Genomic DNA, 16,763 nt, shown 5'->3' with positions numbered 1-16,763 from the left:
GCCTTTGCCGACCCCAAGGAGGGAGCCGTCTTTCATGTTTAATGGAACGATCATTTTTTCATTCTTTCTAGCCGAAGCGGCTCCCTTGCGCAAGATCATCTGATCAGTATCAATGTAGTTATGGGGACTGTCAAAGCTCTCAATGATCTGCTTTTCCCATTTCATTGCTTTTAAAATCGTCAGCGCCATGGTTTGTCGATTGAAGGCAGCGTATTGTTGAGCGACCTTCATATCTGCTAAATAGTTTGCCAAATCATTTTCTGAAACGAAAGAAAATTCGTAAGGAATCTCCAATTCATTCAGTACATTGGCGAGGGATTGCTTCTCTAGACTAGCGCCGGCAGCTTTTAGTTGTGCGTGTATCTCTTGGCGTGCGTCAGTGAGCTTTTGATAGGCGATCTCTTGGTGATAGTCTGCAATTTCTTTTCCCAAAATTCGACTGCCACTGTGAATGACCAGATATATCCCATTATTGCCTTCGTTGACCTCGATAAAATGATTGCCGCCGCCTAATGTTCCGATACTTCGCAATGCAGCACCCCGATGGACAGGTGCATGCACGTGCTCCAAATTGAAAGCATATTGGGGTTTGCTGTGGGAGTGATGGCCGCTGGGAATCCGATTTCGAATGACCCGATCGAGTTTATCAAAATTTTGTTTGATCCCTTTTTTGATTTTCGTCACGTGGACGCCGCAGCCAATGTCGACCCCCACCAAGCTAGGAGCTACTTTATCCGTTACCGTCATCGTCATTCCAATGACACAGCTCGCACCGCTGTGGGTGTCCGGCATCACTCGAATCTTTTGACCTTTTGTAAAGGGTTGATTACAAAGAGTCATAAGTTGCCCTCTTGTACTTTCTGTCAGTGCCTCTGCGTATACAGTAGCAGAGGTGTATTTTCCTTTTATTATTTTCACTATTAATCCTCTCATAGAGGAATCGAATTGTTCCTCTGGTTTAGTTTATTCTTCTTAGTATCCTTTCTTGTTCCACTCATAGGAAGCACCTCCGTCGATTATTTATTAAAATCCATACAAAAAAACTGTCAACCGAATGATTGACAGTTTGCTAAATACGCTTTATTTACGAATAAGCAGAGAGTCGGTTGAAAAAGTCCCTCTATTCGAATAAAACGACACAGCTAGATCAATCATTTGTAGGTTGTTTACTTGGTTAGTCTTAATCATTGCGCTCTCTCCCTTCGTTAGTTTTCATTTCATCCTATCATTTTGAAACACAGGGTGTCAAGGTGTTTTGGTTTACAGCATTTTGTATCATTTCTTTGGTCTATAAATTCTATTCAATCTTTTTTGTCACTGGAATCAATACTTCAAATACCTGATCCTCAGGATGCTCCGATGTGGCTTCATCTTGCCAGAGTAATTCCCAGATATCTCCATTTAAAACCAAGTGATGTTCCTTCAAATAGTTTTTAAAACGATTATTAAAGGTATTGATATAATGAATCTCATCTTTGATAAAACCAGAAACATAGTCACCAGCGGGGCGTTTGATGACGCGATGTTCATCATATAGGTGTATTCGGTCTTCAGGGATTTTTACGAGGGCTCGATACGGCGCATCATGAAAGTTCTCTTCGTAGAACGCCGCACCGTCGACTAAAAAGCCAATGGGGTAACCGCTGAACAGATCGCTGCTCTCTACGTAGGAATAAAACCGTCCATATACTTGAAAGGAATCAATATCGTCGAAATTTTCAATAGTATCAGAAATAACAAAGGACTCTGCTTCACGGTAGGAACAAGTGATAGACTCCAAGTCAAAGTTTTTTAACGTCGTATACCGTTCGATATAGCTGTCTAGAGTTCCGCGAATGCTCCTTAACTTGTTGATTTGTTCATCGACTTTTTGTTTTTGCCGCGTGAATCCATCTAAGACATAATCCACGTTTCGATTCTTCAAAAAGGCATGAATCTCCTCTAATGAAACATCGAGGTTTTTTAATAAGAGAATGACGTCTAATTCAAAATACTGGTCAATGCTGTAATAACGATACCCATTTTCGCCAATTTTTGCTGGTTTGAAAAGATGGATCTGATCGTAATAGATCAACGTTCGTCGACTGACGCCTGCGTATTTTGCTAGTTCACTGATCGTTAAATATTTTTTCATAGAAATCCTCATTTCTTGCTTGACTGTGACGTTACGTTACACTTTATTCTAACATAGGAGAAGGAGGGAAAAAAAGATGAAACTATTCAAAATCTTTTTCAAAGAATATCAAACGATGTTCTTGGGCACCTTCATCTTAATGATCGTGCAGGCGGTTGGAACACTTATGATTCCTTACTATGTTGCTGAAATTATTGATGAAGGTATTTTAACGCGAGATCAAGGAGCGATTTGGCGAAATGGCGGATTGATGCTGGGGATCGCCGTGTTGACGGGGATCGTGTCGATTATCGCAAGTTATTATTCAGCGATTTTGGCTGGACGCTTCGGCTATTTTCTGCGGAAGCAGCTAGTCAGCAAAACACAGCAGTTGTCTATGGCTGAAATGGATGAATTCGGGACCCCCACGTTACTTGCTCGAACAACCAGTGACATTACAAATATTCAACAAATTTTGATGATGGTCTTCCAAATGATTATTCCTGCGCCGTTGATCTGCTTGGCGTCGATCGTTTTGACAGGAATGATCTCTTGGCGCTTTGTCTGGATACCGATCGCATCGATCGTCTTATTTTCGATCGTTTCGTTTATCGTTATCAAGAAGGCTGTTCCTCTCGCAGATGTGATGCAGCAGCGGATGGACAAAATGATGCAGATTCTAAGAGAATTTTATACAGGTGTGCGAGTGATTCGCGCATTCAATAAAACGAATTTTGAAAAAGAACGTACAGACAAAACATTCTTTAACTATTCTGATGTTATGATCCGTGTCAATAAATTATTTGCTGTTTTGAATCCGACAGTGAACTTAGTCATGGGCTTAGGAATGACTGCTGTCTTAGCGTTTGGCGGATTATTAGTTGTTCAAGGAAATGTACCGATCGGCAGTCTGACTGCGATCAGTGAGTATACGATCTTGAGCTTATGGTTCTTGACGATGGCAGCGATGGTGATCGTAATGATCCCGAAGGCGTTGGCTTCTTTGGAGCGTATCGGTGAAGTTTTGGATAAAGAAGAAGAAATCGTCGATGGTCCGAAGACCTCGTTTGCTAGAGTAACGGATACGCCGATTGCTGTTTTCGATCACGTTGATTTCGCGTATAGCGGTGCGGAAGAAGCCGTCTTATCCGACATCACGTTTGACATTCCAAAAGGGGTGACAGCGATTGTCGGGGGAACAGGATCGGGTAAAAGTACGATTGCGAAAGCCCTTTTACGTCTACGAGATACGACCAAGGGTGAGATTCGTTTCTTAGCTGAACCGATTCAAGGGGTGACACAAGAAGCCCTCAGAGATCGAATCAGCTATGTCCCGCAGAAAGCATTTTTATTTAGCGGCACGGTCAGGGACAATTTCCTCTTTGGAAATCCTGCGGCAACTGAAAAAGAAATGCAGGCGGCTGCAAAAGCTGCTCAGGCAGAAGACTTTATTCATCAGTTAGATGGACAATATGATGCGTTTGTTGCTCAAAAGGGAAATAATTTCTCTGGGGGACAAAAGCAACGGTTGAGTATTGCCAGAGCCTTGATCAAGCCAGCAAATCTTTATTTCTTTGACGATAGTTTCTCAGCACTGGATTATCAAACAGACGCGAAATTACGGAAGGCCCTGAAAACGTATTTGTCCGAGGCGGCGATCGTGATCGTTGCGCAGCGTCTTTCAACGATTAAGGATGCGGATCAGATCATTGTTTTAGAGGAAGGACGAATCGTGGGGAAAGGTACCCATGAAGAGCTGCTGACAACCTGCGGCGTGTATCAAGAATTTGCCAAATCTCAAGGAATGGAGGAGAAAAAGCATGAGCATCAAGCAAGTTGAGGAAAAAGAAGTGGTAACTGAAACTCCAAAAGAGCTTAAAAAGACCAGCATTCGTCTGTTGAAGCTCTTGATGGAACAAAAAGGTCGATTTGTCATAATTGTTTCTTCGGCAGTTTTTTTCGCGGCTTTGATGGCGATCACTCCGCTGATTTTAGGTCAGGGATTGGATGCGATCATCTCCTTGATCCAAACAGGTCAGGTAACAGTCGAGAGCTTATTTAATGCACTGGTCCGTCCAGTGGCACTGCTCTTTTTGTCATGGCTAGGTGTCTCTTTGTTTTCATTGCTGCAAGAATACACTATGGCAAGTGTGGCTGAAACGTTAACACTGCGACTGAGAAAGCTGTTAACGGAAAAGCTTAACCGCTTGCCGATGAATTTCTTTGATCAGTATAAAACGGGGGATGTGTTGACACGAGCGACACTTGATTTAGACAAAGTATCTGAGGTTCTGCAAGTAGGATTGATGCAAATGATCTCCGCTGTCCTATCGATCGTGATTGGTTTAGGCTTGATGATTTATTTAAGCCCACTGCTTACCTTGGGGATAGTGGTCATTCTACTGATCAGTCTCTTTTTGACAAACCGTCTGGCTCATAAAAACCAAGAATATTTTTCAGAGAATCAAGTTGCTTTAGGAGCGGTGGGAACGAAAGCCGAAGAGGATTACTCAGGAAACTTGCTGATCAAGTCTTACAATCGACAAAAAGAAACGATGGAAGATTTGGATGCATTGAACGAAGCGCAATTCCAAGCCTTCAAAAAAGCACAGTTCGTCAGCTTCGCGATCAATCCTTTGATTCGGCTGATCAACCAGCTAGGCTTTGTGACGAGTGCGGTCGTTGGCGGTATCATGGTGATCAACGGCCAATTATCGATTGGTTTGGTCCAGGCCTATTTACAATACGTCAATCAGGTCTCAGAACCAATCACGCAGGTTTCTTATGTGATCAACAGTTTACAAAGTGCATTTGCTGCACTGGAGCGAATCTTTGAGATTTTAGATCAAGAGGAAGAAAAGGAAGACGCGATCCACATTCCTGTTCCAGAAACGCTGCGGGGCGAAGTAAACTTCAAGCATGTTTCCTTTGGGTATTCTTCGGATCGTTTGCTCATGGAAGATGTGAATTTTAAAGTGAAGCCGAAGCAGATGGTCGCTATCGTAGGACCGACCGGCGCTGGAAAAACAACGATGATCAACTTGTTGATGCGTTTTTACGAATTAACCGGCGGTCAGATCGAAGTTGATGGAAAAGACGTCAGTCATTTTTCACGAGCGGTCATTCGACAAAAATTCGGAATGGTGCTGCAGGATACTTGGCTGTTTGAAGGGACTGTGGCAGATAATATTGCATACGGCAATCCTGATGCCACCAGACAAGAGGTGGTTCAGGCGGCGAAAGATGCTCAATGCCACCATTTTATTCGTACGTTGCCTAACGGGTATGACACCATCATTTCTTCTGACGGCAGTCAGATTTCCCAAGGACAGCAACAGCTGCTGACGATTGCACGGGCCATTTTAGCCGATCCGCAATTACTGATTCTGGACGAAGCGACATCAAGTGTCGATACACGGACAGAAGGGATGATTCAGCAAGCTATGGATCAGTTAACGGCAGAGCGAACAAGCTTCGTCATTGCCCACCGTTTGTCGACCATCAAAAATGCTGATTTGATTTTAGTCATGAAAGACGGGGCGATCATTGAACAAGGCAGCCATCGCAGTTTAATGGAAAAAGGCGATTTTTATGCCGCTCTTTACGATAGTCAATTCGCCGCTTAAGCTCGACACCTCGTGTCGGGCTTTTCGTTTGTAAAGTCAAAGGAACAATGACTTTTCATTTGTAAACTTTAAATGGGTTTGGCTTTACAAATGAAAAGTGTCCAGGTTAAAACCCTAAAACAATTTAATTAGAAAATATTCTGAAAATTCATTGACTTTTAATCTTATGAACTGTATAGTATAAAAAAATGATTAAGATATTATTAGAAAAACGAGGAGCCGATTTTTATGCGCAAGAGTAAATACAATAATTTCGATGGCATCGTCTTATTAATTATTGAGTTGAGGACTTAGAACGCGGGAAAGTATGAACCGTTAGTTTGAGTCCTGTTTGCGTTACAAATGGGATTCTTGCAAGAGCATCCCATTTTATTGATGGGATGCTCTTTTTTTGATGGCAGGGGAGATGTGACTATGAGAAGTGATCAGATTAAAAAAGGAATTGATGCAGCACCGGCTAGAAGCTTATTGTATGCGACTGGCCAAGTAAAGAATATTCACGATATGGATAAACCGTTTATTGCGATTTGTAATTCATACATCGATATCGTTCCTGGACATGTTCACCTGCGAGAACTGGCAGATGTGGCAAAAGAAGCGATTCGTGAAGCCGGCGGGATTCCCTTCGAATTCAATACGATCGGTGTCGATGACGGCATCGCGATGGGACATATTGGGATGCGTTACTCCCTACCGAGTCGCGAATTGATCGCTGATGCAGCAGAGACAGTGATCAATGCTCATTGGTTTGACGGCGTGTTTTATATTCCGAATTGTGACAAGATTACGCCGGGAATGATTATGGCCGCTGTCCGGACGGACGTCCCTTCGATCTTTTGCTCTGGCGGGCCAATGAAGGCGGGAATCGATCCATTGGGACACCAAACAACGTTGTCCTCGATGTTTGAAGCGGTAGGAACGTTCAAAGAAGGCAAAATGACCAAAGAGGATTTCCTATTCATGGAACAAAATGCCTGCCCGACCTGCGGTTCCTGCGCTGGGATGTTTACGGCGAACTCCATGAACTGTCTATTGGAAATATTGGGTCTTGCATTACCTGGAAATGGTACGATCTTGGCGGTTTCGGATGAACGCCGGGAGCTGGTAAAAGAGTCTGCCAAACACTTGATGAATCTTGTGAAGAAACAGATTAAGCCAAGAGACATCGTCACGAAAGAAGCGATTGACGACGCCTTCGCATTGGATATGGCGATGGGCGGTTCAACCAATACTGTTCTTCATACCTTAGCTATCGCCAATGAAGCCGAGATTGATTACGATCAGTCTGATATTAATGAGATTGCCAAAAGAGTTCCTTATCTTTCAAAAATTGCGCCGTCCTCCAGCTATTCGATGCACGACGTTCATGAAGCCGGCGGGGTTCCAGCGATCATCAACGAACTGGTCTCTATCGATGGAGCGATTCATTCAGACAGGATCACCGTTACCGGCAAAACGTTACGTGAGAATGTCGCTTCAGCGAAAATCAAGAACGAAGAAGTGATTCATCCGAAGACGGCACCGTATAGTGCGGTTGGCGGCCTGTCGATCTTATACGGGAATATTGCACCTGAAGGCAGCGTGATCAAAGTGGGCGGAGTAGACCCGAGTATCACTGTCTTTAAAGGAACAGCGATCTGTTTTAGTTCTCATGATGAAGCAGTGGCTGCCATCGATGATCACACTGTCACAAAAGGACATGTCGTTGTTATCCGATACGAAGGACCAAAAGGCGGTCCGGGAATGCCCGAAATGTTGGCACCAACATCTAGTATCGTCGGCCGCGGATTAGGAAAAGACGTTGCGCTGATCACAGACGGACGTTTTTCTGGAGCAACGCGGGGCATCGCTGTCGGACATATTTCACCAGAGGCAGCAGCCGGCGGACCCATCGCTCTGGTTCAAGATGGAGATGAGATTACGATTGATTTGACAGATCGTACATTGAACGTCGCTGTTTCAGAAGAAGAATTAGCAAAACGAAGAGAGCAATTAGTAAAATTCCAGCCAAAAGTCAAAAAAGGCTGGTTGGCTCGTTACTCAGCGATGGTGACTTCCGCGCACACTGGCGGAGTCATGAAACTACCAGAGGAATAGGGGGATCGTGATGGAAGAAATGAAGCAAAAAGCAGACACGGAAGAGCTGTATAGCGGCGCAGATCTATTGATCAAGTGTTTGGAAAATCAAGGAGTCGAATTGATTTTCGGGTATCCTGGCGGGTCCGTTTTACCGCTGTATGACTCCCTTTATGATGAATCGATTCCGAATATTCTTACACGGCACGAGCAAGGCGCCGTGCACGCCGCAGAGGGGTACGCGAAGGCGACAGGCAAACCTGGAGTAGTTATTGTAACCAGCGGACCTGGTGCGACCAATGTAGTCACGGGGATCGCAGACGCGATGATCGATTCGGTTCCGTTGGTCGTTATTACAGGTCAAGTAACCACACCCGGCATTGGAAAGGATGCCTTCCAAGAAGCAGACATGCTGGGAATCACCGTTCCCATTACCAAAAATAATTATCAGGTTCGAGACATTGAAGAGCTTCCCCGGATCATCAATGAAGCCTTTCATATTGCGACGACAGGAAGAAAAGGACCAGTGCTGATTGATTTGCCGAAAGACATTACGACATTGAAAGCCAATCCAGCCATTAATAAGGTCGTTCATTTAGAGAGTTACCAGCCGACGACAACACCCTCTATTTTACAAATCGAACGGCTGATGACCTTACTGAAACAAGCAAAAAAACCGCTGCTTCTTGTTGGGGGAGGAGTCGTTGCGGCAGATGGCGGCAACGAATTGCGACAATTGGTAGAAAAATACCGGCTGCCGACAGTGAGCACCTTATTAGGGCTAGGCTTGCTGCCGCATGATCATCCTAATTTTCTAGGTATGGGCGGCATGCATGGAACATATGCCGCAAATATGGCTATGATGGAATGCGATCTACTGATCAACATCGGCAGCCGGTTTGACGATCGTCTGGCCTGTTCATCTGAAGCATTCGCGCCTCATGCCAAAATTGCCCATATAGATGTTGATCCAGTAGAAATCGGAAAGATCATCAAAACAGATATCCCGATCGTCGGCGATGCAAAGATCGCGTTAAGTCAAATGCTGTCGACAGAGAGTGATGCGCCAGAATGTGAAGAGTGGCGGATGCTGTGTAAGGCACGGCAAGAAAAATACCCATTGAAATACACCTGGGATGAAAAAGTCATCAAGCCGCAAGAAGTCATCGAGATTGTTGGACGGATCACCGAAGGGCAAGCTTATGTGGCGACTGATGTAGGCCAGCATCAAATGTGGGTAGCACAATTTTATCCATTCAAGTTTCCAAAACAATTAATCACCAGTGGCGGGTTAGGGACCATGGGGTATGGAATCCCCGCTGGCATTGGGACGAAATTTGGCAAACCAGAGGAATCAGTGGTCGTCTTCGTCGGAGATGGCGGCTTTCAAATGACCAATCAGGAATTCGCCATTTTGAATCAAAATAACTTGGATATTAAATTCATTTTGATGAACAACCAATCCCTGGGAATGGTTCGTCAATGGCAGGAAAAATTCTTCAATGAACGCCGTTCGCAATCTGTTTTTCAAGAGCAGCCAGATTTCATGAAGATGGCGGAAGCCTATGGGATAGGCAGTAAAAAAATCACTGATCCACATACGTTGGAAAAAGAATTGCAAGCAGCGTTTGCGACACCCGGCCCTATGCTGATCGAGGTGATGATTTGCACGAAAGAGCACGTATTGCCTATGATTCCGGCGGGTATGCCAAATGATCAGATGTTGGGGGTAGATTAGATGAGACGAATGATCACAGCGATGGTTCACGATCAGGCGGGAGTACTGAGTCGCATCACCAGCGTGCTAAACCGCAGACAGGTAAATATGGATAGTGTCTCTGTCGGTCGAACGGAAAGAGACGGAGAGTCGCGCATGACGATCATTATCCAAGCGGACACTTTAGCAGATGTCGAACAAGTAACCAAGCAGCTAAATAAGCAAATCGATGTTGTGAAAGTCTCTGATGTAACGGATGAGCCTCATTTAGAAAGAGAATTGGCATTGGTCAAAGTCAGTGCGCCGGCTGCGATCCGTTCAGAGATTCAAGCGATGATCGATCCGTTTCGTGCAGATGTCGTGGATGTAGGATTAAAAACGATCGTCGTACAGGTCGCAGGCTCGACGGAAAAGGTCAATGCCTGTATCGATGTACTTCGACCATATGGTATCAAGCAGTTAGCTCGAACAGGAGTAACTGGATTTAGCAGAGGTTAAACGCAAAATAAATTTCTTGTTTTGCTATTAATATAGTTTAATAAATTGGAGGAAAAATGATGGTTAAAGTTTATTATGATGATGCAGTAGCGAAGGATGCTTTAGAAGGAAAAACAATTGCTGTAGTGGGTTATGGGTCACAAGGACACGCTCATGCACAAAATCTACGTGACACGGGTCACCAAGTCGTGATCGGTGTGCGAGAAGGAAAATCCGCTGAGGCTGCTCGTGAAGATGGGTTTGATGTATTGTCAGTAGCTGACGCAGCTAAAAAAGCCGAAGTAGTCATGATTTTAGCTCCAGATGAGATCCAAGGTGCGCTCTATGAGAATGAAATCGCACCAAACTTAGAAGAAGGCGACGCGTTAGTTTTCGCCCACGGATTCAATATTCATTTTGATGTAATCAATCCGCCGAAAAACGTGGATGTCTTCTTAGTGGCACCTAAAGGCCCGGGACATTTAGTTCGTCGGACGTTTACTGAAGGATTTGCCGTACCTGCCTTATTCGCGGTTTATCAAGACGCAACAGGAACTGCTCAAGAATTAGCGCTGTCTTATGCTAAAGGAATCGGTGCGACACGAGTAGGTGTCTTGGAAACAACCTTTAAGGAAGAAACTGAAACCGATCTGTTTGGTGAACAAGCCGTGTTATGTGGCGGATTAACCAGTATGATCGAAGCAGGATTTGAAACCTTGGTAGAAGCGGGCTATCAACCTGAGTTGGCATACTTCGAAGTCTGTCACGAAATGAAGCTGATCGTTGATTTGATCTATGAAGGCGGCTTTGGAAAAATGCGGAATTCTATCTCCAATACTGCGGAATACGGGGATTATGTTTCAGGACCTCGCGTTATTACGGATCAAGCAAAAGCAGGAATGAAGGACGTCCTAACAGATATCCAAAATGGAAAATTTGCGCAAGGCTTCATTGATGATAACAAAAACGGCTTCCCAGAGTTCAAGAAGATGCGTAAAAAAAGTGCGGGTCATCAAATTGAAGAAGTAGGTGGCGAATTACGAAAAATGATGCCATTTGTCAGCCGTAAAGATTAGTGGGAGGTGCAGTGATGGATTTGATCAAAGACACCGAGGTTCGCAGTGCCTATCAATTACTGAAAAATTCGGTCAATCATACACCATTGCAATATGATCGTTACTTATCTGAAAAGTATCAGGCAACCGTTTTACTCAAGAGAGAAGATCTGCAAAAGGTTCGTTCGTTTAAATTACGCGGAGCCTATTATGCCATAAAAAAACTTCCAGAAGCGGAACTAAAAAAGGGTGTTGTTTGTGCAAGCGCGGGGAATCACGCACAGGGAGTGGCGTATACATGTCATGAATTGAGAACGAAAGCCGCGATTTTTATGCCGACTACGACACCACAGCAAAAAGTCTCGCAAGTAAATTTTTTTGGTGGCGAATTCGCAGATATTCATTTAGTTGGGGATACCTTTGATGCTTCTGCTTCTGCGGCAAGAGCATATTGCGAAGAAAATGGCATGACCTTCATTGATCCCTTCAACGACAGGAACATCATTGCCGGTCAAGGGACACTGGCTTTAGAGATGATGACCGATGCAGAAAGTGAAGGCTATAAACCAGATTATGTCATTGCAGCAATCGGCGGCGGAGGCTTGATCAGTGGCGTATCATCCTACGTTAAAAATACATCTCCTATGACAAAAGTAATTGGTGTGGAGCCAAAAGGGGCGGCATCGATGCAGGCAGCTTTTGAAAAAGAGCAACCAGTGAAATTGGCAGAGATTGACAAATTCGTTGACGGTGCAGCCGTTCAATGTGTAGGGGAAATAACGTACCTCCACAGCAAAGAATATGTAGATGAGTTGATGTCGGTGGATGAGGGATTGATTTGCTCTACGATTCTTGATCTGTACGGCAAGCAGGCCATTGTAGTTGAACCCGCGGGTGCATTGAGTGTTGCTGCTTTGGATTTAATGAAAGAAAAAATCAAAGGAAAAACAGTGATCTGTGTCATCAGCGGTGGAAACAACGACATTAATCGAATGGCAGAGATCGAGGAACGTTCGCTGATTTATCAGGGATTAAAACATTACTTTGTCGTGAATTTTCCGCAACGTCCGGGTGCGCTCAAGGAGTTTGTGTCCGAGGTATTGGGTGAAGGGGACGACATCACTCGATTTGAATACACGAAAAAAAGCAATCGCGGGACCGGCCCAGTAGTGATCGGCGTGTTGTTGAAGAAGCCTGAGACACTGCCAAGCTTATTGAAGCGATTAAATGAATTTGATTCTACCTATATCGAGTTAAGTCAAAACAAAACACTGTACAATTTGCTCGTATAGATAAACGACCTCCAGAAGATCCCTTTTGGAGGTCGTTTTGTGTTCATTTTTAGGAAATCAACTGGTAATCGTCATTAAAGTAATCTTTATAAGCAAAATACCCGGCAATGATCGCTCCCATACTGGTAGCAGAGAGCAGCATGAAGGTCACCATGATCTGATATTTGATGGCATGGACGGGGTCAAGACCCGCAAATATCAAACCGGACATCATTCCCGGCAGACTCACAAGTCCTACCGTTTTAGCAGAATCGATTGTCGGCTGCATGGCCGTTTTGATACTTTGCTGCAAAATAGGCTTAGAGGCCAAGTTGATTGAAGCACCTAAAGCTAATTTTTCTAATGTTTGTTGCCTCAAATCATGGAATTGGGTATTCAACGTGCGGTAACACAGACCAATCGCTACCATGGAATTGCTCGCAATCATTCCTGTAATAGGCACAATCTGCGAGGGAACAAATTTGATCGCTCCAGAAAAAATCAAGACACCCAGTGTCACATAGGTACTGATAAAAATAGCGGCAAAAGAATGGCGGTATTTCTTACGTGAACCAGGATTTCTCTTATGCGCATTCCAAGCCGCATTAAACACGATAAACAGGCTCATCGCCACTGTTAAGAAACCATTGTTTACTTGGAAAATGTATTTTAGCAAATAGCCTACTAGGATCAACTGAAGGATCGCCCGTATAATACTAAGAAAAATATCTTTAGATAAATGAAGCTTTTCTTTTGAGCTAATAAAGACAGCGATCAAAACCAAGGCAAAAGCGAGTACGAAGGAGAGGTCGTTCACAGCTAAAGAATTCATTTTTTTAATCTCCCTTCTTGGAGGATCAGCAGTTCTTTTGCTGCCTGAATTTCGGATTCATCATGCGTCACCTGCATAATGGAGCAGCCTTGTTGCTGCAATTGCTGGACGAGTCGATGGATGATTCCTTTTGTCGATTCATCTAAACCGGTCGTCACTTCGTCGAGTAATAAAATTTTTGGTAAAAATAAAATGTTCCGAATCATCGCGACACGTTGGCGTTCACCGCCAGATAATTCAGTGATCCTTTTTGAGACATAGTTTGAGGGAAGATCAACCAGATTGAGGGTAGTTGCCATTTTTTCCTTATCTGGAGAAAGAGATCGGACGAAATAAGGGAAAGCTAAATTGTCCTCAATAGTATCACCGAACAAAGCAGGCTGTTGGAAGCAATAAGAAACTTGTTGACGATAGTCAGTATAGTCGTAGGAACGTTGCTGCTTGCCGTTGAAGAGCAGCTCCCCGTTCGTTGGCGACACTAATGAAGCGATCACGCGTAATAGGGTGCTCTTGCCACTTCCAGAGGGACCAGTGATCGTCAAAAAAGCACCTTCTTCTAAGGTGAAGGAAAGGTGATCTAAAATGGTATTCTGTCCCGCTTGATAACTGACATCATGTAACTCTAAAAGTGCCATCTGATTATTGTTCCTCTCCAGCAGTATAAGGAATCACGACAAAAAGATCCGGCCGTTCATCGACTACTAATTGCTTCAAGGCGAATGCTGGGTGCCTAATGATCCGGCTCTCTTGATCAAACCGTTCAATAAAATAGTCTTTAATTTGAGCATCGGTCCATTGTCTGGCAGGAAAGTGCCAATAGTTATCCTTCTCTTTAACAAACACAAAACCAACACTCCAAGCTTCCTTTACTTCATCTGGAATTTGAGCCAACAACGCTTGAAAATTTCCCATAACTTCTTACCTCCATCATGACTTATCAGGATTCTTTTGTAAATGTACTCTATTATTAAACCAATAATCCATTTTTCTGTACACTCTTTGGTTTTTATTATAGCCTATAATCTCTCATCTAAAGCAAAGTATTTGGCAATAGAAACGATGAGAAGACCGAGTTATTCCTGTCCTCTTCATGACGAGAAACATATCATTTGGAGTTTGACCAATTCTGATGTATTATACTCTCGGATGGTTACTTACAAAAAGTAAAAGTGCAAATCTTTTTCATTTCATTCAAAATGATTTACACTGTATCCGTAAGAATTTTTTAGGAGGTTTGTTTATTATGGCAAAAGAACATTATGATAGAAGTAAACCACACGTTAATATTGGTACCATTGGTCACGTCGACCACGGTAAAACAACATTAACTGCAGCAATCACAACGGTATTAGGTAAGAAAGGTCTCGCAAACCCTCAAGACTACGCTAGTATCGATGCTGCACCCGAAGAACGTGAACGCGGAATCACTATCAATACCGCTCACGTAGAATACGAAACTGAAAAACGCCACTATGCCCATATCGACGCTCCAGGACACGCGGACTATGTTAAAAACATGATCACCGGTGCTGCTCAAATGGACGGTGCGATCTTAGTAGTATCAGCTACTGATGGCCCTATGCCTCAAACACGCGAACACATTCTATTATCACGTCAAGTAGGTGTAAAATACTTGATCGTCTTCTTGAACAAAGTAGACTTGGTTGATGACGACGAATTGATCGATTTAGTAGAGATGGAAGTTCGGGAATTGCTTACAGAATATGGTTTCCCAGGCGACGATATTCCTGTTCTTAAAGGTTCTGCTTTGAAAGCATTAGAAGGCGATCCTGAACAAGAACAAGTCATCCTTGACTTAATGGATACTGTTGACGAATATATTCCAACACCAGAACGTGATACTGACAAACCATTCTTGTTACCAGTCGAAGATGTGTTCTCAATCACAGGACGCGGAACTGTAGCTTCTGGTCGTATCGACCGTGGTGAAGTCAAAGTCGGTGATGAAATTGAAATCATCGGGATCAAACCTGAAGTTCAAAAAGCAATCGTAACAGGTCTTGAAATGTTCCGTAAAACATTGGATTACGGAGAAGCCGGCGATAACGTTGGTGTGCTTTTACGTGGGATTACTCGTGATGAAATCGAACGTGGTCAAGTGTTAGCTAAACCAGGTTCAATTACACCGCATACAAAATTCAGCGCAGAAGTATATGTATTGTCGAAAGAAGAAGGCGGACGTCATACACCATTCTTCAACAACTACCGTCCTCAATTCTACTTCCGTACGACGGACGTTACAGGTAATATCATGTTGCCAGAAGGCACTGAAATGGTTATGCCTGGCGATAACGTAACAATCGACGTTGATTTGATCCACCCAATCGCTGTAGAAAAAGGAACAACTTTCTCTATTCGTGAAGGCGGACGTACTGTTGGTTCAGGTATCGTTACTGAAATCGAAAAATAATTTAGACTTACTAAGCACGCAGCGTAAAAAGCTGCGTGCTTTTTTTTATAATGCTGCGAAGTTTTCTTGCACCGATTTCAGCAAGTTGCTATGATAAATCAAAAAGGAGACCGCTATGGAAAAATTTTTTGCGAGTCCGATGGCTTATCGACAGGGAAAGAATGTTCTTTGGGCCCATGTAGAGGATATTTTGTCTTTTGGAGAAAGAGGATTACTAGTAACGGATGCGTTTGTCTATCAAATGGTCGGAGAAGGGCTGATGAAGGAACTGATAAAGCAAGGGGGACAACTCACTGTCTGGTTAGTAGAGGAGGAACAGCCGACTGTGAGTTTTGATTATGTCATCGCTTTGGGTGGCGGAAGAGCGATCGATTTAGGAAAAGCACTGGCTTTTAATTCCAAGAGCCGCTGCATTGTTGTCCCCACCTCAGCAGCAACCGATGCCCCTACTTCTCGAATTTCGGTTCAGTATCAAGAGGGATATTTTGAAAACTATGCCTATTACACTAAAAGCCCTGATTTGGTCCTGGTTGATACGGAAATCTTGATCCAAAGTCCGGTCCACTTTTTAGCCGCGGGAATCGCAGACGGATTGTCAACGTCAATTGAAGCAAGAACAGTACGAGAAAATAATGGGAAGAATACCTTAGGAGCGGCACCTACCTTAGCAGCAGGAGCCATTGCGGAGAAGTGTCGCGAAGTGTTGTTGGAGCATGGGGAGGCAGCGATAGAGGCCAATAAAAGACAAGAAATCACTCAATCCTTTGAAGCAGTAGTCGAGGCAAATATATTATTAAGTGGTATTGGGTTTGAATCAGGCGGATTGAGTATCGCCCATGCCTTGCACAATGCGATGGTCAGTTTGTGGGGGAGAGCGATAAAAGGCAGCCACGGACAAATCATCGCGTTGACAACGTTGCAGCAATTGCGAATCGAAGGACGAGAAGAGGAGCTTGCACAATATCAAGCGTTATTCAAAAAGCTCGAGTTGCCGATCACCTATGAAGCGTTGACCATTTTTCCCTCCGTGAATGAACTGAAAACAATCACCGATCTTGCATTTTCACCAGAGGACGGGATCGTTCGCAGCGGATCACAAGCAAAAAAAGAGGAAGTATATAGAGCACTAATGACATTTAGAAAAACCCGTGAAATCTAACATGAT

14 protein-coding genes (1 of these 14 only partly in view) are annotated in these 16,763 nt (G+C 43.8%); 9 read left to right on the top strand and 5 right to left on the bottom strand.

Annotated features, from left to right (window positions below; all coding sequences use genetic code 11):
• Both IGI66_RS07970 and IGI66_RS07965 read right to left on the bottom strand, forming a co-directional pair.
• Positions 1–918 carry the 5' portion of an RtcB family protein gene (locus tag IGI66_RS07970; protein ID WP_438848413.1) on the bottom strand. Its footprint begins 249 nt before the window's first position, so the window shows 918 of its 1,167 coding nt (coding positions 1–918); the start codon lies at positions 916–918; its stop codon lies beyond the left edge, outside the window.
• 379 nt (positions 919–1,297) lie between these two features.
• Positions 1,298–2,134: a MerR family transcriptional regulator gene (locus IGI66_RS07965; protein WP_438848411.1), complete on the bottom strand. Its 837-nt coding sequence runs from the start codon at positions 2,132–2,134 to the stop codon at positions 1,298–1,300.
• A 76-nt stretch (positions 2,135–2,210) separates the two neighbouring features.
• Between IGI66_RS07965 and IGI66_RS07960 the strand changes: the two genes are divergently transcribed.
• The 7 genes from IGI66_RS07960 (at position 2,211) to ilvA (ending at position 12,356) form a co-directional block, all read left to right on the top strand.
• Entirely contained in the window at positions 2,211–3,953 is a 1,743-nt protein-coding gene (locus tag IGI66_RS07960) for an ABC transporter ATP-binding protein (RefSeq protein WP_438848409.1), read from the top strand.
• Positions 3,934–5,739, top strand: a complete 1,806-nt coding sequence (locus IGI66_RS07955; RefSeq protein WP_438848407.1) for an ABC transporter ATP-binding protein — start codon at positions 3,934–3,936, stop codon at positions 5,737–5,739. Before IGI66_RS07960 ends, IGI66_RS07955 begins: the two co-directional genes overlap by 20 nt.
• A gap of 414 nt (positions 5,740–6,153) precedes the next feature.
• The gene (gene ilvD, locus IGI66_RS07950) at positions 6,154–7,836 is read left to right on the top strand and encodes a dihydroxy-acid dehydratase (RefSeq protein ID WP_438848405.1); all 1,683 of its coding nucleotides are present in this window, start codon (positions 6,154–6,156) and stop codon (positions 7,834–7,836) included.
• 10 nt (positions 7,837–7,846) lie between these two features.
• Positions 7,847–9,553: a biosynthetic-type acetolactate synthase large subunit gene (gene ilvB, locus IGI66_RS07945; protein WP_438848403.1), complete on the top strand. Its 1,707-nt coding sequence runs from the start codon at positions 7,847–7,849 to the stop codon at positions 9,551–9,553.
• A complete protein-coding gene (ilvN, locus tag IGI66_RS07940) occupies positions 9,554–10,030 on the top strand; it encodes an acetolactate synthase small subunit (RefSeq protein WP_010780589.1) in 477 nt (158 codons plus the stop codon).
• Positions 10,031–10,089: 59 nt separating this feature from the next.
• Positions 10,090–11,085 (top strand): ketol-acid reductoisomerase, encoded by a 996-nt coding sequence (gene ilvC / locus IGI66_RS07935; RefSeq protein ID WP_438849285.1) that lies wholly within the window; start codon positions 10,090–10,092, stop codon positions 11,083–11,085.
• A 14-nt stretch (positions 11,086–11,099) separates the two neighbouring features.
• Positions 11,100–12,356 carry a threonine ammonia-lyase IlvA gene (gene ilvA / locus IGI66_RS07930; RefSeq protein WP_010780591.1) on the top strand — a complete coding sequence of 419 codons (1,257 nt, stop codon included), beginning with the start codon at positions 11,100–11,102 and terminating at the stop codon, positions 12,354–12,356.
• Positions 12,357–12,405: 49 nt separating this feature from the next.
• Here ilvA and IGI66_RS07925 read toward each other — a convergent pair whose 3' ends face one another.
• The 3 genes from IGI66_RS07925 to IGI66_RS07915 are packed head-to-tail and all read right to left on the bottom strand — an operon-like array spanning position 12,406 to position 14,079.
• Positions 12,406–13,167: an ABC transporter permease gene (locus tag IGI66_RS07925; protein WP_438848401.1), complete on the bottom strand. Its 762-nt coding sequence runs from the start codon at positions 13,165–13,167 to the stop codon at positions 12,406–12,408.
• Positions 13,164–13,802 carry an ABC transporter ATP-binding protein gene (locus tag IGI66_RS07920; RefSeq protein ID WP_438848399.1) on the bottom strand — a complete coding sequence of 213 codons (639 nt, stop codon included), beginning with the start codon at positions 13,800–13,802 and terminating at the stop codon, positions 13,164–13,166. The genes IGI66_RS07925 and IGI66_RS07920 overlap by 4 nt, the downstream gene beginning before the upstream one ends.
• 4 nt (positions 13,803–13,806) lie before the next feature.
• Positions 13,807–14,079: a hypothetical protein gene (locus tag IGI66_RS07915; RefSeq protein WP_438848397.1), complete on the bottom strand. Its 273-nt coding sequence runs from the start codon at positions 14,077–14,079 to the stop codon at positions 13,807–13,809.
• Between the two features lie 331 nt (positions 14,080–14,410).
• Here IGI66_RS07915 and tuf point away from each other — a divergent pair, with 331 nt between their 5' ends.
• On the top strand, positions 14,411–15,598 hold the full coding sequence (gene tuf / locus IGI66_RS07910) for an elongation factor Tu (protein ID WP_086303686.1): 1,188 nt from the start codon (positions 14,411–14,413) through the stop codon (positions 15,596–15,598).
• Positions 15,599–15,713: 115 nt separating this feature from the next.
• A complete protein-coding gene (locus tag IGI66_RS07905) occupies positions 15,714–16,757 on the top strand; it encodes a glycerol dehydrogenase (protein ID WP_431380652.1) in 1,044 nt (347 codons plus the stop codon).
• Positions 16,758–16,763: the final 6 nt, after the last annotated feature.

Origin of the sequence: Enterococcus sp. AZ048, assembly GCF_051715125.1 — a bacterium.
In the GTDB taxonomy this organism is placed as follows: domain Bacteria; phylum Bacillota; class Bacilli; order Lactobacillales; family Enterococcaceae; genus Enterococcus_A; species Enterococcus_A gilvus.
The sequence above is the reverse complement of the archived record's forward strand: the minus strand, read 5'-3'. Positions and strand labels throughout refer to the sequence as shown.